This window comes from Streptomyces albidochromogenes, from assembly GCF_005981925.1.
Lineage (GTDB): Bacteria > Actinomycetota > Actinomycetes > Streptomycetales > Streptomycetaceae > Streptomyces > Streptomyces albidochromogenes.
Map to the genome: position 1 here is coordinate 12,402 of NZ_VBVX01000060.1, position 14,997 is coordinate 27,398.

Annotated in this window: 8 protein-coding genes and 1 pseudogene; all 9 read left to right on the top strand. The window is 68.0% G+C overall.

The window, feature by feature from the left end; all coding sequences use genetic code 11:
- Nucleotides 1-135 precede the first annotated feature (135 nt).
- The 9 genes and pseudogenes from E2E34_RS11085 to E2E34_RS11120 all read left to right on the top strand — a co-directional run bounded on the left by E2E34_RS11085 (nt 136) and on the right by E2E34_RS11120 (nt 14,779).
- A complete protein-coding gene (locus E2E34_RS11085) occupies nt 136-1,965 on the top strand; it encodes a glycosyltransferase family 2 protein (RefSeq protein WP_138901723.1) in 1,830 nt (609 codons plus the stop codon).
- 50 nt (nt 1,966-2,015) lie between these two features.
- The gene (gene galE / locus E2E34_RS11090; protein ID WP_208765207.1) at nt 2,016-3,065 is read left to right on the top strand and encodes a UDP-glucose 4-epimerase GalE; all 1,050 of its coding nucleotides are present in this window, start codon (nt 2,016-2,018) and stop codon (nt 3,063-3,065) included.
- A 10-nt stretch (nt 3,066-3,075) separates the two neighbouring features.
- A complete protein-coding gene (locus E2E34_RS11095) occupies nt 3,076-4,395 on the top strand; it encodes a UDP-glucose dehydrogenase family protein (RefSeq protein WP_138901724.1) in 1,320 nt (439 codons plus the stop codon).
- Nucleotides 4,392-5,399 carry a UDP-glucuronic acid decarboxylase family protein gene (locus E2E34_RS11100; protein ID WP_138901725.1) on the top strand — a complete coding sequence of 336 codons (1,008 nt, stop codon included), beginning with the start codon at nt 4,392-4,394 and terminating at the stop codon, nt 5,397-5,399. Before E2E34_RS11095 ends, E2E34_RS11100 begins: the two co-directional genes overlap by 4 nt.
- 5 nt (nt 5,400-5,404) lie before the next feature.
- Complete coding sequence (locus E2E34_RS11105; RefSeq protein WP_138901726.1) at nt 5,405-7,048, top strand: right-handed parallel beta-helix repeat-containing protein; 1,644 nt, start codon at nt 5,405-5,407, stop codon at nt 7,046-7,048.
- Between the two features lie 480 nt (nt 7,049-7,528).
- Entirely contained in the window at nt 7,529-10,660 is a 3,132-nt protein-coding gene (locus tag E2E34_RS11110) for an EAL domain-containing protein (RefSeq protein ID WP_138901727.1), read from the top strand.
- Nucleotides 10,661-10,733: 73 nt separating this feature from the next.
- Nucleotides 10,734-10,925, top strand: a pseudogene (locus E2E34_RS37230) (MbtH family NRPS accessory protein); the annotation flags it as partial.
- A 45-nt stretch (nt 10,926-10,970) separates the two neighbouring features.
- A complete protein-coding gene (locus E2E34_RS11115) occupies nt 10,971-13,994 on the top strand; it encodes an amino acid adenylation domain-containing protein (protein WP_244315624.1) in 3,024 nt (1,007 codons plus the stop codon).
- A 56-nt stretch (nt 13,995-14,050) separates the two neighbouring features.
- Complete coding sequence (locus E2E34_RS11120; RefSeq protein ID WP_244315626.1) at nt 14,051-14,779, top strand: leucyl/phenylalanyl-tRNA--protein transferase; 729 nt, start codon at nt 14,051-14,053, stop codon at nt 14,777-14,779.
- Nucleotides 14,780-14,997: the final 218 nt, after the last annotated feature.

Consider the following 14,997-nt stretch of genomic DNA (forward strand, 5'->3'; position numbering starts at 1 on the left):
TCAAGGATCGAAGGTCACAAAATCGGACGTATACAACGTTAACTTACATCGGGAACATATGGTGTGGTCGTACAGCGTGGACATACAGCGTTGACACGTTGACGTACAAGGTTTGGTTACTCAGGAGCGTCGGCCATGACGCACAGCGAGCTTGAACTGGCAGATCGCGCCCAGGTGGAGGACCACTTGGCGCGGATCTCGGACGGAAATGTAGTCCGGATCACTGATGCGGGCCCCGTCTTCGAGCACCCGTACCCCCTCCGCACGGTCCGCCGGGCGACGTTCGTGCCGGTGCTTCCGGTCCGGGACCGGGCCGCACTGTGGACGATCGCCGCGGGCTGGGGAGCGTCGTTCCTCTGGTTCTGGTCGTGGTGGCTGCAACCGGAGCACCAAGCAGGCTGGGCAGGGCTGATCGTCAACAGCCTCCTTCTGCTGTACCTCACCGTCCTCCCCTGCTACTTCTTCGTCACGGCCCTGCGGCTGCGCCGCATCGACCCGGCACTGCCCATCCCTTCGGTGGCAGTGGCCTTCGTAGTGACCCGCGCCCCTTCCGAGCCGTGGCCCACCGTCCGCCCCACCCTCGAAGCCATGCTGGCCCAGGACTACCCGTACGCCTATGACGTCTGGCTGTGCGACGAGGACCCCACCGAAGAGGCCGAGCTGTGGTGCAGGCGGCACAGCGTCAAGGTGTCCTGCCGGCGCGGAGTGGTTCCGTACCACCGGGCGGGATGGCCGCGGCGTACGCGCTGCAAGGAAGGCAACCTCGCCTACTTCTACGACCACTGGGGCTACTGGCGCTACGCCGTGGTGGCTCAGCTCGACTGCGACCACGTACCCGCTCCGACGTATCTCGCCGAAATGGTACGGCCGTTCGACGACCCCGCCATCGGCTACGTCGCCGCCCCCAGCATGTGCGATGCCACCGACGCGGCGTCCTGGGCGGCACGTGGCCGGCTGCACCGCGAGGCCATCTGGCACGGCGCCGTGCAGCTGGGCCACAGCGACGGTCTCGCCCCGATGTGCATCGGTTCCCACTACGCGGTACGCACCCTGGCCTTGCGGGAGATTGGCGGCCTCGGGCCCGAACTCGCCGAGGACTTCTCCACGACCTATCTGCTCAACTCAGCCGGCTGGCACGGCGCCTTCGCCATCGACGCCGAAGCGCACGGGGACGGGCCACTGACCTTCGCCGACATGGTCACGCAGGAATACCAGTGGTCCCGCAGCCTCACCACCATGCTGCTGGGCCTCCTCCCGCGCCACCTGAAGCGGCTGCCCGCCTTGCTGCGGCTGCGCTTCGGCTACGCCCTGGCGTACTACCCGCTCCTCGGCCTGATGATTGTCGCCGGGCTGATCCTTCCGCCGGTGGCGGTGATCACCGGACTGCCGTGGATGAATGTCAACTACTTCGACTTCCTGATCCACTTCTGGTCAATGCCCCTGTGGCTGATGCTGACGCTGTGGCTGATGCGACGCAGGCAGCTGATGCGCCCGCGCACCGCCCCCGTCATGAGCTGGGAGACCTGGTTGTTCGCGCTCGCCCGCTGGCCCTTCGTCACCTGGGGCCTGATCGGGGCGCTTCACCAGAAGATGCGGCCCCGCCCGCTGACGTTCAAGGTCACCCCCAAGGACACGGATGGGCCTCGGCCGCTGCTCGCCAGACTGACCGCGCCGTTCGCAGGGCTTGCCGTGGCCCTGTCCGCGGTCGCCCTCTACGGGGAGCTGACCAGCCCGGCGGCCGGTTACGTCTTCCTGTGTGTCGTCGCCGCCGCTGCCTACGCCACTGTCGCACTCGCCGTGCCCGTACTCCACGTGCGGGAGGCAGCCAGGGCGTCAGGAACGCGCTTCGCAGCCACGTTGGTGACCGCCCGCCTGCCCCTGGCACTTGGCCTGCTGTCGTCGGCGTCCGCCGCCACGGCGATCGTCTTCTATCCGGCCTACGCGGCCGCCGTCCTGGGCTGGTGAGTGCGGTGGCGACGAACTCACGAACGCACGAACACCAAGGAGCCGGACCCATGAGCTCACTGTCAACGATCCTCGTCACCGGCGGGGCGGGCTTCATCGGCTCCCACGCCTGCGTCGAACTCCTCGACCACGGCTACGAACTGATCGTGGTGGACGACTACTCCAACAGCACACCCCAGGTCTTCGCCCGCATAGAACGGATCGCCGACCGCTTCGTCGGCGCCGTGTACGAGCTGGACCTCCGTGATCGGCGCGCCCTTTCGGCAGTCTTCGACCGTCACTCTGTGGACGCCGTCGTACACTTCGCCGCTCTGAAGGCCGTCGGTGAGTCGACACGGATGCCCATCGAGTATTACGACACCAATGTAGGCGGGACGACCTCCCTACTGCGGGCGATGCACGAACACGGAGTGCACCAGATGGTGTTCTCCTCGTCCTGCTCGCTGTACGGCGATGCCGGCCGAGGGCCGCTCGGAGAGGCGACCCCCGCCCGGCCCACCAATCCGTACGCGGCCTCCAAGTGGGCGTGCGAGCAGATCCTTACCGACGTGTGCCACCGGATCCCGGAGTTCACCGTGCTCTCTCTGCGGTACTTCAACCCGGTCGGCGCCCACCCCAGCGGACTGCTCGGTGAGGACCCCAGCGGGACGCCGGACAATCTGATGCCCTATCTGGCGCAGGTGGCCGTCGGCAGGCGCCACCGGCTCCATGTGTTCGGCGGCGACTACGCGACGCCCGACGGAACCGCCATCCGCGACTACCTGCACGTCATGGACACCGTCCAGGCGCACCGTGTGGCGCTCGACCACCTCGCCGACGGCCCCGGCATGCACACGTACAACCTGGGCCTCGGCAAAGGCCGGTCGGTCCTCGAGGTCGTCGCCGCTTTCGGCGAGGCGTGTGGCAGGCCCCTCCCGTACGACATTGTCTCCCGCCGCCCCGGCGACGTAACCGAACTCGTCGCCGACGCGACCGCCGTGGCGCAGGCCTGGGGTTGGCAACCCACTCGGGACCTGGCCCACATGTGCCGTGACGCATGGCGGTTCCAGCAACTCAACCCCTCTGGCTATGCCGGTTCCGCCCGGCAGCCGAACCGTTAGGAGTGACGTCATGCGAATGACAGTCATCGGCACCGGGTACGTCGGAACGGTGCACGCCGTGTGCATGGCAGAGATCGGCCACGAAGTCCTCGGCATCGACATCGACCACGACCGGATCGCCACCCTGGCAGCGGGGCGCGCGCCCATCCGCGAGGCCGGCCTGGACGAACTCCTCGCCCGCACCGTCGCATCGGGCCGCCTGCGCTTCTCCACCTCCCTCGCAGAAGGCGCCGACTTCGCACGGACGCACTTCGTCTGCGTCGGCACCCCGCAGCGACCCGACAGCAAGGCCGCCGACCTGCGGTACATCGACGCCGTGACGGACGAGCTGGCGCGGCACCTGCGGCCGGGCAGTCTGGTCGTGGGCAAGTCCACCGTGCCCGTCGGCACAGCGGCCCGGCTCGGGCGACGGCTCGCCGAGGTCGCCCGCGACACCGAGGTTGCCTGGAACCCCGAGTTCCTGCGCGAGGGCTCCGCCGTCGAGGACACCATGCGGCCCGAACGAATCGTGGTGGGCGTCTCATCACCGCACGCCGAGGCGACGCTGCGGGCCGTGTACGAAAGCCTGCTGCGGGCAGGCGCCGCGTTCTTCAGCACCGACCCCGCCACGGCGGAACTGGTCAAAGTGGCGGCCAACTCCTTCCTCGCGACCAAGATCTCCTTCATCAACGCGATGGCCGAGGTGTGCGACGCGGCGGGTGCCGACGTGACGGTCCTCGCCAGAGCCATCGGCGCGGACTCACGCATCGGCAACCGCTTCCTCGAACCCGGGCTCGGCTTCGGCGGGAGCTGCTTCCCCAAGGACATCAGGGCCTTCGCGGCCCGCGCCGAGGAGCTCGGCGCCGGCGAGTCGGTGGCGTTCTTGCACGAGGTCGACCGCATCAACATCCACCAGCGGCAGCGCACCGTCACCCGGGCAAGGCAGCTGACCGGCGGCTCCTTCGCCGGCCGCCGGGTCGCGGTACTGGGCGCCTCGTTCAAGGCGGGCAGTGACGACGTACGCGACTCGCCCGCCCTCGCGGTCGCCGCCGCCCTGCACGAGCAGGGAGCCGCCGTGCGCGTACACGACCCACAGGCCCTGGACAACGCGCGCGCTGCCCTGCCCGACCTGACGTACGCCCTGGACATCCCCAAGGTCTGCGAGGGCGCCGATCTCGTCCTGCACCTCACGTCCTGGCCGGAGTACCGGGATATCGACCCCGCAGCGCTCGCCACCATGGTGCGCACACCGCTGCTCCTGGACGCCCGCAACAGCCTCGACGCACAACCCTGGCGCGCGGCCGGCTGGGCCCTGCACGCACTGGGCCGTCCCATGGGAGGTACGTCATGAGAGTCGTGATCACAGGCGGTGGCGGATTCCTCGGATCCCACCTGTGTGAGGAACTGCTCCGCAGAGGAGACACCGTGTGGTGTCTGGACAACTTCTGCACGAGTGAGCCTCACAACGTCGCCCACTTGCGCGCCAACCCCCGATTCCGGACCGTATGCGGTGATGTGACGACGGCGTTCGACATCCCCGGGCCGGTGCACGCCGTAGCACACCTCGCCAGTCCCGCGTCGCCGCCCGACTACCACCGTCTGCCCTTGGAAACGCTGTCGGCCGGCAGCCGGGGCACAGAGAACGCCCTGCGACTGGCCCTGCGGCACGGCGCGCGTTTCGTCCTGGCCTCGACCAGCGAGGTGTACGGTGACCCCGAGACGCACCCCCAGCCAGAGGACTACTGCGGCAACGTCAATCCGGTCGGCCCGCGCAGTGTCTACGACGAGGCCAAGCGCTACGCGGAGGCACTGTCCATGGCGTACCGGCGCAGCCTGGGCGTCGACGCGGGCATCGTACGGATCTTCAACACCTACGGTCCCCGGATGCGGCCGTACGACGGCCGTGTGGTCTCGACGTTCGTGCGCCAAGCCCTGGCTGCCAGGGCGCTGACCGTCTACGGCGACGGCAGCCAAACCCGCAGCTTCTGCTACGTCGATGATCTCGTGCGCGGCATCACCGCGATGATCGACCACCGCGATCTCAGCGGTCCGATCAATCTCGGCAACCCGGTCGAGCACACCGTCCGGGAGTTGGCGGAACTCGTCCTCCAGGTCACTGGGTCGCGGTCACGAATCGAGAACCTCCCGCTGCCCGTCGACGATCCCACCCGCCGTCGGCCCGTGATCACCCGGGCCCGCGAACAGCTCGGCTGGATGCCCCTCGTACCGGTCGAAGAGGGGCTGCGGTACACCGCCGCCTGGTTCACCGCCCGCTGCCTCCCACAGCCGGAGCCCGAACCGCGACACTCCGCGCGGGGCCCGCACCGCCTGCACCCGGACCCCGTGGAGGCTTGAACATCATGAACCGGACAGCCGCAGCGACCGCTCTCACCGCCGCCACCCTCCTCCTCGCCGGCACCGGCTGCTCCGCCACGCCCCACTACGCGCCGCCGTCCACCACGTACTACGTCAGCCCCGATGGCGACGACCGGAGCGCCGGCACGTCACCAGGCGAGGCATGGCGCTCCCTCGCACGCGCGGAACGCACCGCGCTCGACGCCGGCGACAAGCTGCTGCTGAAGGGCGGGGCTCTGTTCGCCGGCACCCTCACCGTGGGCGAGGCGGAAGCGGGCAGCGCGGACCGGCCTGTGGTCATCGGGTCGTACGGCGGGGGACGGGCAACAGTCGTGGCGACGGGCACCCCCGGTCTCTCCGTCCACAACACGGCAGGCGTCGAGATCCGCGATCTCAAGGTGACCGGGAAGGGCAGCTCCTACCTCCGTGAAGGAGGCATCAACCTTTACAGCGACCTGCCGGGCGGCGAGCAACTCGACCATGTCACTGTCTCCCATGTCGACGTCTCCGGCTTCCGCGCGGGAATCGCCGTCGGCGGCGCGGAAGGAAGCGCCGGATTCATGAACGTGCGGGTCAGCGAAGCGCAGTTGCACGACAACAAGGACGTCGGACTGCTGACCTACGGTCCGGACTTCAACGCCGCCCGCCCCTCGTACGCACACCGGAACATCCTCGTCGAGAGGGTCGAGGCCCACCACAACACCGGAGACCCCAAGACGACAGAGACCCACTCCGGAAACGGCATCATCCTCGGCGGCGTGCGCGACGCGACGGTCCGGGACTCCAGCGCGCACGACAACGGAACCCGGGCCGCGGCCGCGGCACCCGCCGGCCCCGTGGGCATCTGGGCCTACGACGCCACCGAAGTCCTGCTGGAGCACAACACGTCCTTCCGCAACCACACTGGCAACGCCGTTGACGGTGCGGGCTTCGGCCTCGACTCGAATGTCTCGTCATCGACGATCCAGTACAACCTGGCGTTCCAGAACGACGGACCGGGATACTACGCGTACGCGAGCAAGAAGAACGGGGCGCACCGGGACAACACCATCCGCTACAACATCGCGACCGACAACGGGCGCAAACTTCCCGTCAACGGCGCACTGGCCATCCATGGCGAAGACATCCGGGATCTGGACATCTACCAGAACACCCTCGTCATGTCCGACTCCCCGAACGGCCCGGGCCCCGCCGTCCGACTGCGGGAGGGGCAAACGGGTGTCACCGTACGCAACAACATCCTCGTTACCGACAAAGCCCCGTTGATCACCGCCGAGAAAGGGCTCGGACCCCGCAACGTCGTCCTTCAGGGCAACAATTACTCCACGCCCGCAGGCTCCTGGAGCATCGACTGGGCTGCCCGCTCCTACCCGGACCTGGACACCTGGCGAACGGCAACCGGTCAGGAGCGCGCCGACGGACGGCCCTCCGGTCTGAGCGTGGACCCCTGCTTCGCGGGCGGCGAGCTGCCGGACATCCGGTCCGCCGCCGACGCGTCGCTGATCGTCCCCGACTGCGCAGTTCTCGCGGGCAAGGGGCTCGACCTTCGAGCGCTCTTCGACACCGACCCCGGCACCGTCGACTACTTCGGCCGGGCCGCCGGTACGCCGCCGCCGGTCGGTGCCGCCGTCCCCTCGGTGACGGACTGAACAGCCAAGCACGGCCTCTTGACCATGCACGGAACCTGCCTGCCGGTTCGGCCAGGGAGGCGTCTGTGCCGGGCGGCCGCGGCGGTATCCGTCGGACATGAGCGTCATTCAGGAGGACGACCCGGAGCCCGCCATGACGGTCCAGTCGGCTCACCCTCTCTCCGTGCGCGTGCGGGAAATCTCCATCTAGGTAAGCTGGATGGAGGACACGTCGTCTTGGCGAGAAGGAGCCCGTCAGCCCGGCGACCGAGAATACCGTCGGCTTCGTATACCGACGATTGCGTTACCGGGCGACCACGGCCGAGCCCTAGCCCAGCATTCTCCTTGTATCAGCTCTCAGCCCGTCCCCACGGGGCTGCCAACTGACGCCCGGTGCCGTTCGCACAGATCGTCCACCAGACAAGTGGTCCTCCCAGGAGGTGGGTGGGGGTGAACCCGCTACTGCGAAGCCAGACTGCTTTGGCCGCCGTCACTACCTGCGTGGTCGTGCTGACCGCGCTTTATTACACATTCTCGGAACAGCGGCTGATCTTCGTAGGTATAGGGGCGACCGGCGTTATAGGCATTGTACTGGGTGTCATTCTGATGCGCCCGGCGCACCGACTCCCTTGGCTGCTGCTTGCCGCTGGAAATCTCACCTTCGCCGCAGGCGAAGCCGCCCAGATCGTCCTTATCGAGGCGAACCCCGAGCAGCTGCCGTTTCCTTCGATCGCCGACGGCTTCTATCTCGCGGCGTACCCGCTCTATGCGGCTGGTCTTCTGGGCTTCGTCCACTGGCGCACGGGCTGGCGTGATCGCGCGAGCCTCGTCGACGCTCTGACGCTGACAGTCGGTCTGGCACTGCTGTCGTGGGTATTCCTCATCGAGCCGTACGCCCACGTCCCGGATCTCACCTGGGTACAGAAGGCATTCTCCATCGCTTATCCGCTCGGGGACATCCTCGTCCTGGCGATGTTGCTGCGCTTGCTCGCCGGCCGCGGCGGCAAGAGCCTCTCGCTCATGCTGCTCACCGCGGGCACTGTGGGCCTGCTCGTGGCAGACGTGGCTTACGGCCTCATACAACTGCACGGGACCTGGCGCACGGGTACCGCGGTCGAGCTCGGCTGGGCCGTCCTGTACGGGGCCTGGGCGGCCGCCGCGCTCCATCCGTCCATGCGGTCGCTGACCCAGCCGATGGCCTGGCGCGGCGAAACCGCCAGGAGCCGGCTGGTCCTGCTCACTGTCGCGTCGCTGATCGCGCCGACCATCCTCCTCACGGAGGCAGTGCGCGGTGTAAGCACCCACGTCGGCGTCATCGGGGTGTTCTCCGCCGTGCTCTTCGTCCTCGTGCTCTACCGTCTGGCGGGCGTGGCCGCGACCCACCGGCAGGCAGTCGGCCGGGAGAAGGTGCTGCGCATCGCGGTGTCGTCACTGGGCGGAGCCGGCAATCTGCGGGATGTGGCCGCCGCCGCCCACTCGGCGGTGACGGAGCTGATGCCGCACGGCCCGCCGAGTTCCGCACTGCTCCTCACCCCGGACAACACGCTCTGGGTGAACGGAGCGCACGACAGCGTACGCGGACCCGTGGCCGCACGGGGGACCGCCCCCGCACTGGACCTGACCGCCACCGCGACAGGCGAGAACCGCCTGGCGACCCTCGACGATCTGGGGCCCCATCTCGCCGACTGTCTCACGGGACGCATCGAGGAGCCGCCCCGCACCGACCAGGTACTCATCTGCCCACTCGCCTCGCAGGATCATCCCTCGGGCAATCCGCAGATCGGGGCGCTGATCGTGGCCGGGGACGAGCAGGACCTGCTCGTGTTCCGCGAAACGCTGGGGACTCTCGCCACGCAGACGGCACTTGCCGTGACACGGGTCGCCCTCGCCCAGGAGGTAAATCGGCGCAACAGCGAGGTGTACTTCCGCACACTGGTGCAGAACGCCTCCGACGTCATCCTGATCCTCGACGACGACGACCGTATCCGTTACGCAAGCCCCTCCGCCGACCAGGTGCTCGGCGTTCCGGACCTGGAGGGCACCCACCTCATCGATCTGGTGCCGCCGCAGGACAGCCGCGCGGTGGTCGAAACGCTCGGCCGGATACGGAGCCGCCAACACCAGGGCAGGCGCGAGCACTGGCGCATGATCCGCACCGACCGGGCGACCATAGAGGTCGCGGTGAGGTGGAGCGACCTGCGGGCGGAGGCGACCGTCGGCGGGGTGGTGCTCACCCTGCAGGACGTGACCGAACAGCGCAAGCTCGAACGCGAACTCACGCACCAGGCGTTCCATGACTCGCTCACCGGTTTGGCCAACCGCGTGCTCTTCCAGGAACGGGTCAACCACGCCTTGGCTCAGGCTCAGCGCGACGGCACCGTGGTCGGCGTGCTCTTTGTCGACGTGGACGACTTCAAGGTCGTCAACGACATACACGGCCACGGCGTCGGCGACGAGCTCCTGGTCGCCCTGTCACTCCGGCTGTCGACCACCGTCCGCGCCTACGACACCGCCGCGCGCATCGGCGGCGACGAGTTCGCACTGCTGGTGGAGGGTTCTATCGCGCCGGCAGGAGTGGATCGGTTCACCGAACATCTGATGACCGTGTTCACCGAGCCGTTCCGGCTCAGTGTGGGGCCGGTGGTCACGTACGCGAGCATCGGCGTCGCGACGACGGAGGACAGCATCGACTCCGTCGAACTGCTGACACACGCCGATCTCGCGCTGTACGCGGCAAAGACTGCGGGCAAGCGCCAGTGGCGCCACTACCACCCCGATCTGCAGAGCGGCATGGCTGAACGTGCGAAATTGCAGGAAGGCCTGGACAGTTCACCGATCGATACTTCCTTCACGGTGTTCTACCAGCCCATTGTGGAACTGACCAGCGGACAGGTCTCCGGCTTCGAGGCGCTCGTTCGGTGGCCCCACTCCACGCGCGGCATGGTGCTGCCGGAGCAGTTCATCACGCTGGCCGAGGAGAGCGGGCAGATCGTCCCGCTCGGTGCCTGGGTGCTCAATCAGGCCGCAGCCGAGGCTGCCCGGTGGCAGGAATCGGTGCAACGCGAGGGGGCGGCTGACTTCGTCCAACCTTACGTCAGCGTCAATGTGTCGCCGCGTCAATTCCGGGATGCGGAGTTCTACCGAGTGATCCGGCGCGTCCTGGACCTTTCCGGCATCCAGCCGTCATCTCTCGTACTGGAACTGACCGAGAGTGTCCTGATGTACAACGACGAACGTATTCTGGCCGAGATGAGATCGCTCACCGACCTTGGGATCCGCATCGCGATCGACGACTTCGGAACAGGCTACTCGTCACTGAGCTACCTGCGGGAGTTTCCGATCTCGATCCTGAAGATCGACAAGTCGTTCGTCGACGAACTCGGGCGCTCACCCGAACAGTACGCCCTTGTCGAGGGCATAACGCATCTCGCGGACACGCTCGGCCTGACGGTGATCGCCGAGGGAGTGGAGGACGTGAGGCAGCAGGAGCTGCTGACTTCCATGGGCTGCCGGTTCGGCCAGGGATACCTGTTCGCCGAGCCGGTCAGCGCCGAAGAGGCGGAGCAGCTCCTCCTCGCACAGCCGCTCGGCCTGGCCACTTTGCCTGACGCACCTGCGGACTGGAATCGGTGATGACCGCGGCCTGTCGCGCGAGGAGCGCAGGACGCAGGACGCCTGAGGGCGTGCGCGAGGTAGGAGACCTAAGGTGACCGAACGTGAGGACTCTCCCTCAGAGCCGGCTGCGCCGTGCGTCGTACTGCGCAATGACGAAGAGCAGTACGCGATCTGGCCCGCTGATCGCCGGGATCCGGACGGGTGGGACCGGATCGGCGGACCGGCATCCGCCGCGTGGTGCGGAAGGTTGGTCGACCGCCTGTGGACCGACATGCGGCCCGCGAGCGCACGCGCCGAACGGCTGCCCTCGAGATCCAGGCCGGATACCGTGCCGGAGCTCGTCCGCGAGCGGGCGCGGCGTCAGCCGTCCGCTCTCGCGGTGCTCTCGGAGAAGGGCCATCTCAGCTACGAAGAGCTGACCGCCCGCGCCGACCGGCTTGCCCAAGAGCTGCGGAAGTCGGGCGCCGACGCGGAGTCCGTCGTCACCGTATGCATCGACCGCGTGCCCGAGCTGATCGTCGCGCTGCTAGCGGTGCTGAACTCCGGCGGTGCGTTCCTGCCGCTCGACCCGGCGACTCCGCGGCAGCGGATCGTCGGACTCATCGGGGAGACCGGCTCACGCCTCATCGTCTCGGGCCGCGAGCACGCCCCGATGTTTGCCGGGTGCGAGGCGCGTATCGTCGACGCCGAGCAACCGGCCATGCAGGCACCGCTCGAGGGACTGCCGCCACCACGCGGTTCCCGGCCGGACGACCTCGCCTACGTCATCTACACCTCCGGATCCACCGGTCCTCCCAAGGGTGTGATGATCACCCACCGGTCGCTTGCCCACTCTCTCACCGCGGTCACCCGGGCGTACCGACTGACGCCCGGCGACCGGGTGCTGCACGCCGGGGCGCTCGGCTTCGACACCTCACTGGAGCAGATCTTCGCCACGCTGATCAGCGGGGCAACGCTCGTTTTGGCGGGCACATTGACGTGGGCACCCACCGACCTGCTGCGCCACCTCCCGGAGTACGGGATCACCGTCGCCGACCTGACCCCCGCCTACTGGCAGCGGATCGTCTCCGTCGCGGACCGGAGCGATAGCCTCGCGTCGCTGAGGCTCGGCATCATCGGCGGCGAGATCGTCACCGCGAAGGACTGCCACGCCGTTCTGCGACGGATGCCCGGCGCGCGGCTCGTCAACGCCTACGGGCTCACTGAGACCACCATCACCTCCACGCTCTGCGACCTGAACGAGGAAGTGCTCGCCGCACCGGACAGCGCCGTCGCCCCGGTCGGCAGGCCTTTCGAAGGAAACCACGTCCAGGTACTTGACACCGAACTGCACCCGGTGCCGCCGGGCGAGCGCGGCGAGATATACATCAGCGGCCCAGGACTGGCGCGCGGTATCTGGAAGCAACCCGCTCTGACCGCACAGCAGTTCCTGCCCAACCCACACAGCTCCACGCCGGGGGAGCGCATGTATCGCACCGGGGACCTGGGACGCTGGCGCTCGGACGGCAACTTGGAGGTCCTGGGCCGAGTCGACGACCAGATGAAGATCCGCGGGTTCCGGGTCGACCCGGCCGAGATCGAAACCACCCTCGCCTCCCACCCGGAGGTCGGCCAGGCCATGGTTGTCTCTCGGACGCGCGGCAATGGAGACCGGCACCTCATCGCCTACTACACATCGGCCGCGCCGACGCCCGGCGACGAGCCGGCCCTGCGCTCACGGCTGCGATCGGCACTGGCCGAGGTCCTGCCCGGCTACATGGTCCCGACAGCATTCCAGGCGGTGGAGCAGCTGCCCGTCGCGCCCAGTGGAAAGCTCGACCGCAGAGCCGTACCGGAACCCACGACCGCGGCACCGACAGCCGGCGCCGACGACCGTCCGGTGCCGCAAGGGATGGCCCAGTTGTGGGCCCACATCCTGGGTGTGGAGTACGTCCGACCGTACGACGACTTCTTTGAGCTGGGCGGCAACTCGCTGCTGGCCATGGAGATGCTAGCCCGGACCCGCGTCATATTCGGCATCGGCGTCACACAGCTCCGCGACCTGACCCGATCCCTGCTGCGGCAACCGAGACTCGCGGCTTTCACCGAGTCCGTGCGTGAGGCACGTGCCGGCACACTGGCCCACTCGACAGGCGTCGACTTCGCCGCCGAGACGGATCGGCTTCTTCCGCCGGTAGGCCGTGACGCGCCGGCACCGCACCCCGAGCGCCTCGGCGACGTCCTCCTCACCGGGGCGACGGGGTTCTGCGGCGCATTCATGATCGACGAGCTGCTGCGCAGGACGACGGGGCGGATCCTTTGCCTGGTCAGGGCCTCCGATGAACAGCAGGGCATGGAGAAGCTCCGGGCAAGCCACAAGCGGTACGTCTTCAGCGATCTGCCCAGCGCGCGCGTCCAGCCGATCATCGGGGACCTGGGCAAGCCAGGACTGGGGCTGCGTCCCGACCAGTTCGAGGAGCTTGGATCGACCATCGACGCCGTCTACCACTTCGGCGGTCAAGTCAACTTCATCTACCCCTACCACGAGTTGCGCGCGGCCAACGTCGACGGAACACACGAGATCGTCCGCCTCGCCGCCGCCAGGGCCGTCCCCGTCCACTTCACCTCCAGCATGGCGGTGCTCGCCGGATTCGGTCCCGCCGGAGTGCGGGAGGTGACGGAGAGCACCCCGCTGCGCTTCCCCGAGTATCTGTCGGTGGGATATGTGGAGACCAAATGGGTCAGCGAGGCGCTGCTTAACAAGGCATCCGAGGCGGGCCTACCGGTCGCCATCTACCGCCTGATGGACATCACGGGTGGCAGCGGAACCGGCGTAATGAACACCAGCAGCGAGATGGCCGCCCTCTTCTCCTTCATCGCCCGGACCGGGCTGTGCCCCGACGTCGGGCTGCCGCTGGACTTCCTGCCGGCTGACCACCTCGCCCGCGCTATCGGATACATCTCCACCCATCATCCCGCTCGCGGCGAGGTGTACCACCTCACCAATTCCCGTCCCACGCTGCTGCATTCGCTGGCCGGGCGACTGCGCCGACGTGGTTACCCGGTCCAGGAGATCCCGTACCCCGAGTGGATCGCCGCTTTGGTGAAGTACGCGGCCGGGCACCCCACCGACCCGATAACCCCGTTCGTTCCGCTCTTCGTCGACCATTGCAGCCGCGCAGACATCACCGTGAGCGAGATGTACTTCCAGGGCGTTTTTCCGGAGTTCAGCCGCGACAACGCCGAACGGGCCTTGATGGAGGCCGGAATCGACGTTCCGCCGGTAGACGCGCAGGTGATGGACCGCTACATCGACTACCTCCAACAGGCCGACTGCATCCGGCCGGTGATCAGGCAGGGGCACGGAGCGTGAACCGATGTCCGGACTGGGAGGCACTGGACGTACTGGAAGCAGCGCCCGACGGCCCGGTGGCCTTCTGCGCCGACCTCAGTCCGGCCAGTCTCCTGGCGGCGTACCGCGCCGGGCTCTATCCGTTCCCAACATCCGACGACTACGCCCGCGTTCTCAACGAAGTGCTCTACGCCGACCTGGTCGAGGAGGGCCGCATCCCCCTCGTAGGGGAGGAATCAGACGATCCCTACGCCGTCTCCTGGTGGTCGCCCGACCCCAGGCCGGTATTGCCCGTCTCGGCCGCGCACCTCAGCCGCAGCCTCGCCCGGCGGCTGCGCAACCGGCTGCCGTGGTCGACCAGTCTGAACCAGAGGTTCGAGCAAGTCGTCCGCGAATGCCGCGCCGACCGCAACCCGCTATGGCTCACTGAAGAACTGATCGCAAGCTTGATCCGCCTGCATGAGCTGGGTCATGCCCACAGCGTCGAGGTATGGGAGGACAGCGATCTCGTCGGCGGCGTCTTCGGCCTCCAGGTCGGATCGGTCCTCAGCATGGATTCGATGTTCTTCCACCGTCCCGGTGCCTCGAAGGTCGCCGTATCCGACCTCGCAGCGCGCTTCGCACAGGCAGGCGGGGTGCTGCTCGACGCGCAGCGGGACAGCCCGCACGTCCGCGACCTCGGTACTCTTCTCGTACCGCGAGAACAGTACGTACGACACCTCCGCCGCACCGCGCGCGACATTCTCCCGATGCCCACCGCCACCTTGCCCGCCCGCCGCCTCGCCCAGCCGACGGGATCACGCTGACCTGCGCGTCGCGCTACTCGTGTGTCCCGGTCGAGGGCCGGTCCCGCACGCACCACGCTGCCCAGCCACAACAGACGGTGATGGACGCGGCAACTGCAGCGCTTCCCTCGCAGGCCGCTCTTGGGGGTTGGTGGGTGGCGGACGGGGCGGCGCCTGGTGGCTCGGGCGGTGGGATGTCGTGGGCTTGCTCATTGGGTGACGAGCGGCTTGGTCATATG